The organism is uncultured Algibacter sp. (genome assembly GCF_947495925.1).
In the GTDB taxonomy this organism is placed as follows: Bacteria; Bacteroidota; Bacteroidia; order Flavobacteriales; family Flavobacteriaceae; genus Algibacter_E.
Genome location: NZ_CANMAU010000005.1, coordinates 284,250 through 300,287, shown reverse-complemented (window position 1 = coordinate 300,287; position 16,038 = coordinate 284,250). Strand labels below are relative to the sequence as shown.

Genomic DNA, 16,038 nt, shown 5'->3' with positions numbered 1-16,038 from the left:
TGGTTTACCAATTTGGTAAACCAATTTAACATAAACTAAGTCCGAGTTATATTACTGCTTTGTCAAATGATGTTTAGCGAAATCACAAATTGGTCCTTGAAAGAAAGCGTGCAACAACAAAATTAGGAGTAATTGTAACCACTAACTATGAAGCTAACACAAAATATCATTTTAACATTTATACTGGCTTTAACTATGTTTTCTTGTAAAAAAGAGAATGGAGTCAATGCAGATAAGGAATCTAAAACCATAATGTCTCAAGAGCACCCTAAATTAATTTTGACCACACAAGGGGTTTCAGCTATTAGAGCGCAATTGGGTAATATTCCAATTTTTGATAATACCTTAAAAATGGTTAAAGATGAGATAGATGCAGAAATTGCTTCAGGTATTGAAGTACCCATGCCAAAAGATTATTCTGGTGGTTATACGCATTCAAGACATAAGCGTAATTGGTTTGTTTTACAAAAGGCCGGAGTATTATATCAAATTTTAGAAGACGAGAAATATGCGAAGTATGTAAAAGACATGCTCATGCAATATGAGGAAATGTATAAAACGTTGCCTTTACATCCCAAAACAAGATCGTATGCCAGAGGTAAATTATTTTGGCAATGTTTAAATGATTCTAATTGGTTAGTATATGTGAGTCAAGCATATGATTGTATCTATAATTATTTAACAGAAGAAGAACGAAATAAATTAGAAACAAACCTCTTTAAACCATTTGCAGACCATATTTCGGTGGATAGCCCACAGTTTTATCAAAGAGTACATAACCATAGTACTTGGGGGAATGCAGCAGTAGGAATGATAGGTTTGGTCATGGACGATGAAGAACTAATACAACGTGCCTTATATGGCATTAAAGGTTTAACTTTAGAAAGAACAGCAAAAGACGATGATGGTGGTTTTTTGAATAAGGATGGAAAAGCAGGGTTTTTAGCGAATATAGAAGAACCTTTTTCTCCTGATGGCTACTATAATGAAGGACCATATTATCAACGTTATGCGATGTATCCCTTTTTAGTTTTTGCCGTAGGCTTACATAATGTTAAACCTGAAGTTAAGATTTTTGATTTTAAAGAGGGGGTGCTTCTAAAATCAGTTCATGCACTTTTAAATTTATCTGATGCAGATGGTGAGTTTTTTCCGCTTAATGATGGTCAAAAAGGAATGTCGTATTACAATAGTGCTTTAGTAACTGCGGTTGATATTTCTTACCATTATGGAAATCAAGATCCTGGTTTATTAGGTATTGCAAAAGAGCAAGATCAAGTGTTGTTAGATGATTCTGGATTGGCAGTAGCAATTGGGATTAAAAATGAAAAGACTAAATCATTTAACAAAAAATCGACCAATTTATCTGATGGGTCAGATGGAAATCAAGGAGGTATCGGTATCTTGAGAAGGAAAGGTTTAGAACTTGTTTTTAAATATGCCTCTCAAGGGTCAAGTCATGGACATTATGATAAATTATCATATTCTCTATATGAAAACGGAGAAGAAATAATTCAAGATTACGGTTTAGCACGTTTTGTGAATATTGAGCAAAAAGGTGGGGGTAATTATTTAAAAGAAAACAAAACTTGGGCTAAACAAACCATTGCTCATAATACAGTAACGCTAAATGAAACTTCTCATTTTCAAGGTAAATATGAAATAGGGAATCAGCATCATTCAGAGTTAAACTACTTTTCTTTTGAAAATAAAAACGTCCAGGTAATAAGCGCAAAAGAAAATAATGCTTATCCTGGAACGCAAATGCTTCGAACTATTGCCATAATTAAAGATGAAGATTTTGAAAAGCCATACATGTTGGATATTATGAAGCTGATATCTAAGAAAGCAAATCAATATGATTTTCCATATTACTTTTTTGGTCAAGTGCTACAAACAAATTTTGAGTACCATACATCAGACATTTTAAAACCTTTAGGACGTAAAAATGGTTATCAACATTTATTTATTGAAGCAAAGGGTTATGCTAGCAAGGATAATACTAAATTCTCTTGGATGAACAATAAGTCGTTTTACACCTTAACAACACTAACAAGTAAAAAAGATCAATTATTCTTTACAAGAATTGGAGCAAATGATCCAGAGTTTAATTTACGGCGAGATCCTTCTTTATTGTTAAGACGAAAAAATACTAAAAACACAACTTTTGTTTCAACCATTGAAGCGCACGGTAGTTATAGTACAGTTACGGAGTCAGCTTTAAATTCAAACAGCAGTATTTCAGAATTAAAAGTAGTTTTAGATACAGCGGAGTATACGGGAATTTCAATTAAAAATGTAAATGGTACTACTAAACTTTTTATTACAGCAAATAAGAATGCTTTAAAAGAAGCAAGACATAGCTTAAAAATTAACGATGAGAATTATGAGTGGTCAGGTTCTTATTATTTCAAATAACAATAGATAAAAGCATAAACATGAAAACATTTGGAGCAAGTAAAGAATTTTTATTAGACGAAAAACAAGAATGGGAAGTAGTAGGAGAAGGGGTTAAACGCAAAATAATGGGTTATGATGATAAAATCATGCTAGTTAAAGTACACTTTGAAGCTGGAGGTATTGGTTATGAGCATAAGCATCATCATTCCCAAGTAACATATTGTATTGACGGAGAATGGGAGTTTACAATTGGAGGCGTAACACAAACTGTTAAAGATGGAGATTCAGTATATATTCCACCAAACATGTTACATGGAGCAACCTGTACAAAATCGGGTATTTTGATAGATGTGTTTAGTCCAATCCGAGAGGATTTTATGGAATAAAAATGTTAAAATTTTGATTTAGTTGGTTTTAACAAAAAATTAATATATATTTGGGAAACCAATCTGGTTAACCAATTTGGAAAACCAAAAACTAAGCTAAATGTATAACAAGTCAAAAAAAACATACAGAATATGAGGAAATAGCACAAAAAAAAGGACAGGTGCACGCCTATCCTTTTTAAATCATTTACTTCTTTTAGGAGGGAAGTAAAGTTAAACACACGTAAATACTTTATAAAAACATGTGAATTTCAAAATTACAAAATTTTGAATGAAGATTGTGTTTTTGCAGAGTGAATAATGATAATTATAAACTTATGGTTATCTAAAAAAGGCTTAAAAGGCTAATTAAACTTTACAATTTAAAACATAAAAAAACTAATTATGAATTTAAAAAACAAACTAACGCTAATTGTAATATTGCTTTTCAGTATTACAATGATTGCACAAGATGGAATTGTCAGGGGTACCGTTGTATCAGCTACTGATAATATACCAATCCCCGGTGTAAATGTTATAGTAATGAATACTACCAGAGGGGCGACAACGGATTTCGATGGGAACTATCAGATAAAAGTTGATGAAGGGGAGGTTTTACAATTCTCTTATATAGGTTTTCTTTCACAAACTAAAATAATTGCTGGTGAAGCGACTTTAAATATAGCACTTATTGAAGATGTTTCTCAATTAGATGAAGTTGTTGTTATTGGGTATGGAACCCAAAAGAAATCACATTTAACAGGATCTATATCAAAAGTTGTTAACGAAAACTTAGATCAAATAGCGGTTTCAAGGGTTGATGATGCTTTAATTGGGCAGGTGTCAGGTGTTAATATTCAGCAAACTGATGGTGAAGCGGGTGCTGCACCTACAATTAGTATTCGTGGTGTTGGTTCCATGGCTGGTGATTCTACACCTTTGATTGTTGTTGATGGAGTTATTGTAGATTCCGATTTTTTAGGTTCTCTAAACATGACAGACGTAAAGTCTTTTGAGATTTTAAAGGATGCTGCATCATCTTCTATCTATGGTTCTAAGGGGTCAAATGGTATCATTATGATTACAATGAAGGACGGTGTTGAAGGAAAAACAAGAATAAATTATAGTACGTTTACAGGTTATAAGGAAGCTCATCATAGCGATCCTTATACGTTCTCAATTGCAGAAACTGCAGCAGCAGAACTTGCGGCTAACGGTGTACTTTCAGATAGAACAAAATACAAACAACTTATTGGTATAGATCGTTCTTGGCAAGATGTTATTTTTGATGGTGGAATTATAACAAGTCATTCGCTTTCTGCAAGAGGGGGAAATGATAAGACTAAGTATAGCGCATCTTTAAATTACTCAAATGATGAAGGGGTGTTATTAACTGATAATTTTGAGAAATACGGGATGAGGCTTAAAATGGACACCAAAATAAATGATAAATTTTCTTTTGGGGTTAACCTTACACCTTCTTATACTAAAAGAAGACGTTTTGATGGTTCTACCCATGATATTTTAAGACAAACTAACTGGTTACCAGTATATCATGACGCAAATACGATTAGATTCGTGGATAGAGGGATTTATCCAGATGTTCAAATTGGTGATTATGCGACGCAACGTCATTTTGATAATTATGACTTATATGGAGACGGTAGTACATTAGTAGATATTAGTAACACTTCAAACACAAATCCTGCAGCAAAAATTTTAGAACGTGATCGTAATGATAATAAGTTCAAGTTATTTGGTAGTGTTTATGGTAACTATAATATTATTCCAGGTTTAAGTTATAGAACGATGCTTTCTGGATCATACCAGGATACTAAAAGAACGAGATGGCAAGGTGTTAAGTCAAACAGAAATGGTGCATCTGCCGCATCGATGAACGAGATTACACAAAGAGAAATTTATACAATTTTTGACAATTTCTTAAATTATAACAAGAGTTTCGGGAAGAGTGAATTGGGTGCAACAGCTGGTGTGGTAGTAGAATCAAGAGATTTCTTTTATTCAAGTATTACAGGTACGGGATATACTAATGATGCTGTTAAACAGATTACAAATGCATCTTTAATTTCGGCTGCCGATGGTTTTGAATGGCAAAAAAGAGGTATTTCTTATGTGTTTAGAGCAAATTACGCTTATGATAATAAATACTTAGCCTCATTTAGTATAAGACGTGATGGTAGTTCAATTTTTGGGTCAGATTATAAATATGGAAATTTTCCGGCAGCCTCTATTGGTTGGAACATATCTAATGAGGATTTCTTAGAAGACAGTAATTTTGTTAGTAATTTGAAGCTTAGAGCTAGTTACGGTGTTACAGGTAATGATAGGTTAAATACAGGTAGTGTTGATCCTGACGTAAGCAGTAGTACAAGTAGTTTAAGTACTGGTAACTTATTGGTTGATTATTACCCTTCTCTAGCTTTGCTACAGGCTAATACAGCGAGTGTTGGTGGATCTTTGCAATCTGGTTTTGCACCATTAAATATTGCTAATCCTGAATTACAATGGGAGCGTTTAGTTGAAATAAACCCTGGTATTGATTTTGGTTTCTTGAACAATAGAATTTCAGGATCGATTGATTGGTACCAAAGAACAAGTGATCAATTATTATTAAACAATCCAATCTCTGTGACTACTGGTTTTTCAAATGCTTTAGTCAATTTAGGAGAGGTTAAAAATGAAGGATTTGAATTTGAACTAAGAACAAAAAACATTTCTAAAGAAAAATTCAGTTGGAATTCTACAATTATCGCAACTACTAATGAAAACACATTAGTTGATTTTGCCGATTCTAACGGCCAAATCACATCAGTTGATCCAAAAAGAGCTGCAGAATGGATTAATCTTGAAGGCCAACCTATATCTACATACTACGGATGGGTTGTTGATAAGGATATACCTTTAGAAAACCTCAATAATGCTTATCATCCAGTAGGAGGTCAAGCACAAGATGTATATGTGAAAGATTTAAATGGTGACGGCCTTATTGATGATGAAGATAAAGCTCCATTAGGTGATCCTTATCCAGAATTGATTTGGAGTTTTACCAATGAATTCAGAGTTGGGCAAGTAGATTTTAGTTTTATGTTCCAAGGGTCTCACGGCGCTGAAATTAGAAATATGGGTGATCAATATATTTTTAATCACTTTAATAGTTCGCAAGATTTTAATCCTGCAACAACACCCAATCAGGAATTTATTAAAGAAAAAATATTTACCAATGCCATTATTCAAGATGCATCTTATATTTCATTGCGTAATGTTAATATAGGTTATAGCTTTGATAAAGATTTCTTATCAAAAGGAGGAATAACAGGATTGAGAATTTACGCTTCAGGTCAAAACTTAATATACAAAACTGCAGATGGTTATACTGGATTTAATCCAGAGTCAATTGATAGAACAAGCCCAACAAATTACGGGTATCAAAGAGCAGGATCTCCAATAGCTAGTACTATATCTATTGGTTTAAATCTTGATTTCTAAATAGTTCACAGTTTAATAAATAATATACATATTATGAGAAAAATAAAATTTTTAGCGTTACTTGTATTAGGAGGTCTTGTAGCTTCTTGTGAAAGTGACTTTTTAGAACCGGTACCAAGTTCAGGTATTACTGCAGATTCATATTATAATGATGAGCAGGAACTATTAACTGGAATTATTGGGATGTATGATGCGTTACAAGGTGTTAACGATAATAATTTAAGAAATAATCACGCCATTCAATACGAGTATTATCTTACCGAAATGCGTAGCGATAATACAAGAACCAAAAGCCAAGAAGGTGAAGCTGCACAATTTGAATTTTATACCGTGCAGGCTACTAATGGTATCGTAGCAGATTATTATGCTAGTTTTTACAATGTAATTTTTAGAGCGAACATAATTTTGGCAAATCTGGATGTCGTTTCAAATGCAGACACTAAAAAAGCTTATGAAGGAGAAGCCAAGTTTATTAGAGCTTATGCATATTTTAATTTAGTGCGCCTTTTTGGAGATATTCCTAAGATTGACAGAATTATTCAACCATTGGAGACAGATATTCAATTTACTAGAGTGGCAACTTCAGAGATTTACGATTTTATAATAAGCGACTTACAAACTGCTGTTTCAGGTCTAGATAATACTTATAAAACAAGAGCATCAAAAGCAGCCGCGCAAGCTATGCTGGCAAAAGTGTATTTAACTACAGGTGGTAATTATGCTGAAGCTCAGCTTTTATGTGAAGATATTATGGGACAAGGCTTTGAGCTTTTAGATAACTTCAACGATGTGTTTTATAACGAGCGAAATAATGAAATAATTTTTGCTATTGGTTACGAATCGGCATTGGCATCAGATAGTCAAAATTTTTCGGCAGAGTGGATGAATGGTGTTGGTAGAACGTCTGGAGTTAATTATGTAACTAATGATGTTATTACGGCATTAGAAGCTTCAGGTGGTGATAGAACCCAATATTCTTATAGAGTAGATCCAAGTCAGACAACGCAAAATCAAGTAACCAAATACCTGCCTAACGGTGAAGATGGAGGTGATGATGGTAAGACCTTTGTGAATGACGCTACTCTGGCAGGAAACGACTGGATAGTTTTGCGTTATGCAGATGTACTATTAATGCACGTGGAGGCTATTATGGCCGGTGCGGCAGAAACATCTGTTGCAAGTGCCAGAGCATCATTTCAAGAAGTTCAGGATAGAGCATTCCCAGATACAGCACCTAATACTAAAGCTATAATTACTAAAGATGAATTATTGTTAGAAAGACGTGTAGAACTCGCTTTTGAAAATCATAGATTCTTTGATTTGGTAAGATTTGGTAAAGCCGAACAGATTCTTGGCGATTTTTCTGCTGCTAATGGATTAAATTTCACGTCTTCAGCATTATTACTACCTATTCCACAAGGTGAAATAAATTTAGGTAAAGGATTAATGGGGCAGAATCCTAATTATTAATAAAAGATTATTTTTTTAATTAAAAATATAAAACATGAAAAATATAAATTATTTTAAAAAACCTGTTTCTAATACCTTTACTAAGGTATTGGCAATAATTTTGATGACAGCAGTATGGTCTTGTGATTACGAATATGAATTACCTGAAGCAGGATCGAAACAAGATTTAACTCCACCTTCTGCAAACTTTTCAGCTACTGAAACAGATGATTACTTAACGTGGACATTTGGAAACCAATCAAATAGTGCTACAGATTATAGTTGGGATTTTGGTGATGGTAATACCTCTACCGATGTGGATGGTAAAAATACGTATTCGGGTGAAGGGAAATACACTATTACATTAACGGCTTCAGATAAGTTAAATGTTAAAAGTACGTTTTCAATAGAAATTGAGGTTATAGAACCTGAAATTCCAGCGGCAATAAATCCAGAAATTTTAAATGGTGATTTTGATGGTGGTCAAGACGATTGGAAATTTTCTGATTTTACCGGAGGAACAACAAGTCCTTTTAATTCTAGTAGTGATGGGTCTAACTTTAATTACGATGGAACAGACAATGGGTCTAAAACCCCAGGAGCAAAATGGACTAATGGTACATCATCAGGAATTTATAGAAGCTCGAGCTCACGTTATGCCTATCAAGCTATAGTTGTATCTCCAAATAGAGATTACATTTTGGAGTATGAGTATGCTATTAAGAATGATAATGATGAAAATGGTGGGGCTAAGATAGTTGGAGAAATATTAGACGGTCATTTTGGTGATGGTGCCGATGGTGTTGCTAGTTCTGATGCTGGGCCTATTGTTAGAAATGAAGGTACTAAGTTAGAGGGTAAAGGTAATTTTACAGTAGTAAGACAAGCTTTTACAGCAAATGCTACCGGATTGGTCTCTATTTTTATATGGGGCGAAACTAAGCAAGATGCTTATGTTGATAACGTAAAAGTTTATCCAGCTGAATAAATTTTAACAAAAATGAAAAATTTCCGAAAAGAATTATTAGTACTCGTATTAACAATATTTCTCTCTGCAAGTGCTGCTTGTCAATCAAATAATAGCAGCACTTCAGAATCGGATAATGCTGTTGTTACCAAACAAAGCAAGAAGAAAAAAAAGAAAAAAAAGGGTAAAGTTAAGCTTCCAAGTATTGATTTAAGCCATTGGAAAGTAACACTTCCAGTTGCAGATGAAAATGGGAAACCATATGAGATTGATCCGCCTGAAATCCTTGATTTTGCTAGCAATGAAATTGCTAAGCCCTATATGTATATTGATTCAACAAAAGGTGCTATAGTATTTCATGCCATGCCAACAAACTCTAAAACTAGAAACACAAAGTATACGAGGTCTGAGCTTAGAGAACAAATGGAACCAGGTAATAATAATGTAAACTGGACATTTAAACAAGGTGCAAAAATGAAAGGGAAGCTAGCCATGGATCAGACAACTAGAGATTCTAATGGAAAGTATCACAGAACTATAATTATGCAAATTCATGGGCGTTTAACCAATGAACAGCGTGATTTAATTGGAGAAGATGATAATAATGCGCCACCCATTTTAAAGATTTATTGGGATAAAGGAAAAGTTAGAATTAAAACTAAGGTGCTTAAAAATCTAAATGCAAGTTATGAAGAAATGTTGCATGAAGATGCTTGGGATAATGATGAAGGGTTTAATTTTGAGCAAGAGGTAGGTTTTAGAAAGTTTACTTTAGAAGTTCAGGTTTCAGAGGGTAAAATGGTAATTATATTGAATGGTAATGAGTATAAGGTGTATGAAGGGATTCATATGAAAAAATGGGGCATTTTTGAAAATTATTTCAAAGCAGGGAATTATTTTCAATCTAGAGATAAAGGATCGTTTTCAAAAGTTAGATTTTACGAATTAGAAGTAAGTCATTAATAAGAAATAGGTTTTTAGTTTAAAATGGTAAGCATAAAATTAAATATAATTTTGATTCTAACAGGAGTTGTTTTGATGGGAAGTGCCTGTGAAGGAAGTTCAAGTGAAATTATAGAAGAGGAACTTGTTGATAAGCCTATTTTGAAAAAGGATGAAGAGAAAGAAGGCGAAGAGACAGAGGAGGAAGGAAAAGAAGAAACTACTGAAGTTACATTTAAGTTACCAAATATTGATTTGGCAAATTGGAAAGTAACACTGCCTATAGGTAGTCCAACTGAAGTATTACCACCTCAAATTTTAGATTATGGAAATAATGATAAACTGAAACCTTTTTTTTATAACGATTCTATTAACGGGGCTTTAGTGTTTTACACCTATCCAGAATCATCTACAGCAAATTCTTCATATTCAAGAACAGAATTAAGAGAATTGATGAACCCTGAAGATAAAGGAAAAACAAACTGGACGTTTGAGCAAGGAGGAAATATGAAAGGGACTTTACAAATGAGCGATATTTCCAAAGATAAAAATGGAAAGTATCATAGAAGTATAATCATGCAAATACATGGTAGGCTAACAAATGCACAGCGTGATTTAATTGGTCAGAAAGATAATAATGCTCCACCAATATTGAAAATTTATTGGACAGATGGGAAGGTTCGAGTTAAAACAAAAGTGTTAAAAGATTTGAATGCTTCTGATATAGATGTATTAAGAACGAACTCCTGGGGGGATGATGAAGGCTATACATTTTCACAATATGTAGGTTTTGATAAGTTTACTCTTGAGGTGAAGGTTGAAAAGAATAAAATGGAAGTGATATTAAATGAGCAGTATGTGGCAGTTTACAATGACATTCACATGGAAAAATGGGGTGTTTTTGAAAATTATTTCAAAGCAGGAAATTATTTAAGCACAACAGATTCTGAAGCCTTTTCTAAGGTTAAATATTATGAATTGAAAGTTAGTCATTGATTGATTAAATAAAAAAAATAAAATTAAAGTTTGAGTTTGTTTGAGTTGAGTTTTATTGGTCTTAATTTTAGGCCAGTAAAATTCAATAACAAAGTAACAATAGGTTAAAAGTTTTTGTTTAAATTTAGCATAATTGTTTGGTTAACCAGTTAAGAGATAGATGATATTATGAAATTAGAGACATTAATAGTAAGTGATAATCAGGATATTCAGAATGAGATAATTAGTAAGATTAAAGAATTAATCAATTTTAAGAATCTTGAACCTGGAGATAAGTTACCATCAGAGCGTATGCTATCTGATAAATTTGGTGTTACTAGGAGTAATGTTAGAGAAGCTATACAGAAATTGGAGTTTTATGGATTACTTAAGTCTATCCCACAGAGCGGAACATTTGTTGCAAATATAGGTGTTGTAGCGATGAACGGAATGATTGATGACATATTGAGGTTGGAGACACCAGATTTCAAATCTTTAGTTGAAACAAGAATTCTATTGGAGTTAAAAACGGTAAAAATGGCTTCTTTAAGAAGGAATGAGGAAGACCTAAGGCGTATTAAGGAAGCATTAGATGCCTACGAGGCTAAGGCATTATTAGGTGAACCAGCTGTTCAAGAAGATTTGCTTTTTCATTTAGCTATTGCTAAGGCAAGTAGAAATAGCACAATGAATACGTTCATGCTTACAATTACGCCTCAAATAATTATTGACTTTGAGAAGTACCATGTATGTGATAAAAACCAAGCAGTTATTGGAATAAAAGAGCATACAGAAATTTATGAAGCGATAAAAGCACAAGATCCAGATTTGGCAAAACAAAAAATGAAAGATCATTTTAGCATATTATACCAGTATTGCTATAATGTAAAGTAGAAATATAGTATTGAATAATGAAATTGCACGCTTTTGTTGTTCAAAAAAAATTAGGAGGGGAGTGTTCTTCAAGCTATAACTAGAGTTATATCAAAGGCATTCTAAAAGAGTTATATCTTATCAAAGCATTAAGTTGCATTTGACAGGATGTTCCTATAACAATTATAAACAATTATAAAATGAAAATAAAAGGCTTACGTTGGTGGATAATCACATTGATTTTTATTGCAACAGTAATAAATTATATCGATAGAACAGCTTTTGCTCTGTTATGGCCAGAAATGGGTGAAGATTTAGGGATGGATAAGTCAGATTATGCCATTATGTTAAACGTTTTCATGGCTTGTTACGCATTAGGAAAGTTTGCTTCAGGTAAGCTATACGATAAAATAGGGACACGATTAGGTTTTACCGTATCCATTATAATATGGTCAGTGGCTTCAGCTTTTCATGCTTTTGCAAGTGGTATTGTGTCACTTTCTATTTTTAGAGGTTTGCTAGGAATTGGTGAAGCAGGAAATTGGCCTGGAGCAGTAAAGAGCAATGGAGAATGGTTTCCAATTAAAGAGCGCGCAACGGCTCAGGGTATTTTTAATGCAGGAGCTTCTATTGGTAATGTTATTGCTCCGTTTATAATTGTTTTCCTTTACACTCAGTTTGGATGGAAAACAACCTATATTATTTTAGGGGCGGTAGGAATGCTTTGGGTAATTCCATGGCTATTTTTAAACAAATCAACTCCTGAAAAACATCCTTGGGTAACAGAGGAGGAGAGAAATTTAATAATGGTCGATAAAATAGAAAAGGATGAAATAATTCATAATAAGAAGATTAAAAGTTTAAGCGTAACTAAAATTTTAAGTTACAAACAATCATGGGGGGTATTGGCTTGCCGCTTCTTTATTGAACCTATATGGTGGTTTTTTGCAGGTTGGATGCCGATTTATCTAAATGACAAATTTAGCCTCAGTATTGAAGAAATAGCTAGTACGATGTGGATTTCATATCTAATGGCTGCCGTAGGTAGTATTTTAGGTGGAATGTTCGCAGGAAAGCTCATGAAAAAGCGTTCTGTCGATTTCTCAAGAAAAGCCACAATTGCCTTAGGAGGACTACTAATTTTAATAGCATTCATTGGAATTATTACAATGGTAAGGGAACACAACTTTATGGTGTTTATTTATCTTGCTGGGTTGGCATTATTTGGATTTCAGTTTGCTATTGGTAACATTCAAACTATTTCTAGTGATTTATTTAGAGGTCCTTCTGTAGGAACGTTAGCAGGTTTAGCTGGTACTGTAGCTGCGGTATCACCAATGATAATGAATTGGTTTGTAGGACAGATAACGGCAAATTCCTATACACCAGCATTCGTTGCAATATGTGTTGCAGTTGTATTGGGCGTATTGTCAATATTTTTATTTATAAAAAATATAGGTGCTGTTCGTAAATCTACAGAGTAAAAAAATTATTAAAAATAAAATTAAAAAATTAAAGATATGAGTAATTCAAATGGAAAAGTAGCAGTTATTACAGGAGCAACTGGAGGTATTGGTTTTCAGGTAGCTAAAAGACTAGGTAATGATGGTTATACGGTGGTTCTAAATGGTATTGACAATGAAGCAGGAGTAAAAAGAGTTAAGGAGTTAACTGCAGAAGGTATTAAAGCAGAGTACTATGGTTTTGACGTAACAAACGAAGAAGCAGTTTCTTTGAATATTAATACAATAGGAGAAAAGTACGGTAAAATAGATCTTCTTGTTAATAACGCGGGAGGTTTAGGCGGTAGATCTCGGTTTGAAGGTATGACTACTGAGTTTTACAGGTTTGTTATGGCTTTAAACTTAGATTCTACATTTTTTGCTTCAAGAGCGGCAATTCCATTCTTAAAAAAAGGAGAGAATGCTTCAATCATTAACTATACGTCAATCGCAGGTTGGAATGCTGGAGGTCCGGGAGCAGGGGTTTATGGAACGTCAAAAGCAGCCGTGCATACCCTAACTAGGGCTTTAGCAAAAGATCTCGCTGAATACGGTATTAGAGTTAATGCAGTATCACCTGGTACTATTGATACTGATTTTCATAAACAAATTAAATCTACTAAACCGGAAGTTTTTGCATCTTGGAAAAACAATATCATGTTAGGAAGACTTGGACAGCCTGAAAATGTGGCCTCTGTGGTATCTTTTTTAGCGAGTGATGATGCGTCTTTTTTAACGGCTGAAACTATTCAAGTCACAGGCGGACAAGGTTTAGGAGTTTAACCTGAACAGTAAATATGGTTAGTGAAATATATTATTTTTAGTACTGAGCAGACCATTAAGGCCCAAATTATAGAAGTATAATTGATTTTAAGGATTTAATTATCTTTCCGCCCCGAATATTTGTTTTTAAAATCTTTGGGGCTAACTATTTTAGTTATCTATCTTCTTATTTATTTTTAAATTTGGTCATTGTTTATTTGGTATGTGCCGCGTAAATTATATAAACGATTTTGGAATATGTAACATTTAAACATTTTAATGAAAAGCAAGAGACTGAATTATTAAATAGAGATTTTTATTTCTCGACAAGTTCTTTTACTCGATACGTACAGCATTTGTCTCCTAATCTCTAATAAATATTGAAGAAGTTAGATGTTGTATTGGGAAATAAGAATATAGTGCTATATTTTAATTTAATAATCGATTATTATCGGTATACGATTTTGTTTTTCTGATTTAAAATTACGAACAACTACTGCACTCTCCAACCATAAGTAAACTAGCAGATTCAATTTTGTAGCCCTTAGCAGATGGTAAAGTGAATTTTACTGGTAAACATTCTACTTCACCACAGGTTTTACATTGAAAATGAGGGTGAACATCATTATGCCCGTCACAAGAACAGCTATCGCACATGGCATACCATTTAAGCCCACCTTTACCAATAAATGAATGGAGTACACCATCATCCATTAGCTTGTCAACAATACGGTAAACTGTGGTTTTATTCATTTCAGATTCGAGTAATTTAACTAGCTCAACCACAGAAATTGCTCGCTTCTTTTTGTTAAAAGTATCTAATAATATTTTAACATGTCTTGTTTGTCTTGTAATTCCCATAGTGCAAATATAATGCAACTATGTTGCATTAGTTTAAAATCTAATGTAATATTGCAGCTTTGTGCATTTAAAATAATAATTCATGATTTTATCAATAAAAAACAAACCAGACTCAATAGGGGCTATTTCTAGTGCTTTATGCCTTATACATTGTCTGGCGACACCTTTTTTATTTGCGGCCCATACACAAACCATTAATCATGATTTAAACAAACCTATATGGTGGTCGAGTTTAGATTTAGTTTTATTATTAGTTTCGGCGTTAGCAATATATAAAACAACTATCACTACAACAAAAAAGTGGGTTGAAATAGGGCTTTGGTCAAGCTTTATTTTACTAACGTTTATTATCATAAATGAAAAAATGAGTTGGTTAGGTATACCAGAGGTCGCCATTTATATACCATCAATAAGCTTAATACTTTTTCATGTATACAATAGTAAATATTGTAAATGCAAAAGAGAATCATGTTGTGTAAATGGTAGATTGTAAAAGATTTACGAAATGATTTAGATACAAAGGACGTAGTTGTTATGATTTATGGTAAACATTTACGCGTATCGTCAAGAGGGATAAAAGATAAAGATCGTTATACAATTTCAATAGAATATGGTGGTTTCTTTGAAAATATTATAACCCAAGATGAATTTTTAAATGTAATCAATAGTAAAAAGGATGAAATTGGTATTTTTTACATATTTCGCCCAAGGATAAGTTATAGATGTTATCTAAGTGGCCTTTGTCTTCTTTTTTTTCGTTGGGTAGGAGGTCCAGAAACGGCAATAGAACTTCAATTTAATACAAGACAGAAACTTGTAACTAATGATATCGTATCTGTAACAGGAAAACTGAAACTAAATACAGACGATGTGGAGTACTTTAATTGAATAAAATGGAGACAATAAATATAGGAATCATAACAGTAAGTGATAGAGCGAGTGCAGGAGTTTATGAAGACCTAAGCGGACAAGCAATCATAGCGACCTTAAACGAATATTTAATTTCAAATTGGAATGAAGTTTACAAAATAGTGCCTGACGAACAAGACGATATTGAAAAAACGATAATGGATATGGTCGATAATCAAGATTGTTGTTTGGTAGTTACAACAGGAGGAACGGGACCAGCAAAAAGAGATGTGACTCCAGAAGCTACAGAGGCTGTATGTGATAGAATGATGCCTGGGTTTGGCGAGCTTATGAGAGCCGAATCCCTGAAGTTTGTACCCACAGCTATCCTATCAAGACAAACTGCCGGGCTTAGAGGTTGTAGTTTAATTATTAATCTACCGGGAAAACCAAAGTCAATTAGAGAATGTTTAGATGCTATTTTCCCTGCTGTACCGTATTGTATTGATCTTATGGAGGGCCCGTTTTTAGAATGTAATGAGCAGATTATAAAACCATTTAGGCCTAAGAAAAAATAAAGTCAACT

14 protein-coding genes are annotated in these 16,038 nt (G+C 33.3%); 13 read left to right on the top strand and 1 reads right to left on the bottom strand.

Features of this window, described 5'->3' with window-relative positions; all coding sequences use genetic code 11:
• Window positions 1-147: 147 nt before the first annotated feature.
• The 10 genes from Q0857_RS12305 (at window position 148) to Q0857_RS12260 (ending at window position 13,763) form a co-directional block, all read left to right on the top strand.
• Window positions 148-2,418, top strand: a complete 2,271-nt coding sequence (locus tag Q0857_RS12305; RefSeq protein WP_298535685.1) for an alginate lyase family protein — start codon at window positions 148-150, stop codon at window positions 2,416-2,418.
• Window positions 2,419-2,438: 20 nt separating this feature from the next.
• Window positions 2,439-2,786, top strand: coding sequence for a cupin domain-containing protein (locus Q0857_RS12300; RefSeq protein ID WP_298535683.1), 348 nt, complete (start codon window positions 2,439-2,441; stop codon window positions 2,784-2,786).
• A gap of 384 nt (window positions 2,787-3,170) precedes the next feature.
• Window positions 3,171-6,272 carry a TonB-dependent receptor gene (locus Q0857_RS12295; protein WP_298535681.1) on the top strand — a complete coding sequence of 1,034 codons (3,102 nt, stop codon included), beginning with the start codon at window positions 3,171-3,173 and terminating at the stop codon, window positions 6,270-6,272.
• Between the two features lie 33 nt (window positions 6,273-6,305).
• A complete protein-coding gene (locus Q0857_RS12290) occupies window positions 6,306-7,742 on the top strand; it encodes a RagB/SusD family nutrient uptake outer membrane protein (protein ID WP_298535679.1) in 1,437 nt (478 codons plus the stop codon).
• 34 nt (window positions 7,743-7,776) lie between these two features.
• Window positions 7,777-8,709: a PKD domain-containing protein gene (locus tag Q0857_RS12285; RefSeq protein ID WP_298535677.1), complete on the top strand. Its 933-nt coding sequence runs from the start codon at window positions 7,777-7,779 to the stop codon at window positions 8,707-8,709.
• 12 nt (window positions 8,710-8,721) lie between these two features.
• Window positions 8,722-9,651, top strand: a complete 930-nt coding sequence (locus Q0857_RS12280; protein WP_298535675.1) for a polysaccharide lyase family 7 protein — start codon at window positions 8,722-8,724, stop codon at window positions 9,649-9,651.
• Between the two features lie 51 nt (window positions 9,652-9,702).
• Window positions 9,703-10,626, top strand: coding sequence for a polysaccharide lyase family 7 protein (locus Q0857_RS12275; RefSeq protein WP_298535673.1), 924 nt, complete (start codon window positions 9,703-9,705; stop codon window positions 10,624-10,626).
• Window positions 10,627-10,794: 168 nt separating this feature from the next.
• On the top strand, window positions 10,795-11,499 hold the full coding sequence (locus Q0857_RS12270) for a FadR/GntR family transcriptional regulator (RefSeq protein ID WP_298535671.1): 705 nt from the start codon (window positions 10,795-10,797) through the stop codon (window positions 11,497-11,499).
• Between the two features lie 179 nt (window positions 11,500-11,678).
• On the top strand, window positions 11,679-12,962 hold the full coding sequence (locus tag Q0857_RS12265) for an MFS transporter (RefSeq protein ID WP_298535669.1): 1,284 nt from the start codon (window positions 11,679-11,681) through the stop codon (window positions 12,960-12,962).
• Window positions 12,963-12,998: 36 nt separating this feature from the next.
• Complete coding sequence (locus Q0857_RS12260) at window positions 12,999-13,763, top strand: SDR family NAD(P)-dependent oxidoreductase (protein ID WP_298535667.1); 765 nt, start codon at window positions 12,999-13,001, stop codon at window positions 13,761-13,763.
• A 462-nt stretch (window positions 13,764-14,225) separates the two neighbouring features.
• Here Q0857_RS12260 and Q0857_RS12255 read toward each other — a convergent pair whose 3' ends face one another.
• Window positions 14,226-14,603 (bottom strand): Fur family transcriptional regulator, encoded by a 378-nt coding sequence (locus Q0857_RS12255; RefSeq protein WP_298535664.1) that lies wholly within the window; start codon window positions 14,601-14,603, stop codon window positions 14,226-14,228.
• Window positions 14,604-14,685: 82 nt separating this feature from the next.
• On the opposite strand from Q0857_RS12255, the gene Q0857_RS12250 reads away from it, so the two are divergent.
• From Q0857_RS12250 to mog, 3 genes are read left to right on the top strand one after another with little or no spacing between them, the layout of a single operon-like run.
• On the top strand, window positions 14,686-15,096 hold the full coding sequence (locus Q0857_RS12250) for a MerC domain-containing protein (RefSeq protein WP_298535662.1): 411 nt from the start codon (window positions 14,686-14,688) through the stop codon (window positions 15,094-15,096).
• Window positions 15,097-15,137: 41 nt separating this feature from the next.
• Window positions 15,138-15,491, top strand: coding sequence for a hypothetical protein (locus Q0857_RS12245; protein ID WP_298535660.1), 354 nt, complete (start codon window positions 15,138-15,140; stop codon window positions 15,489-15,491).
• 5 nt (window positions 15,492-15,496) lie between these two features.
• A complete protein-coding gene (gene mog, locus Q0857_RS12240; RefSeq protein WP_298535658.1) occupies window positions 15,497-16,030 on the top strand; it encodes a molybdopterin adenylyltransferase in 534 nt (177 codons plus the stop codon).
• Window positions 16,031-16,038 lie beyond the last annotated feature (8 nt).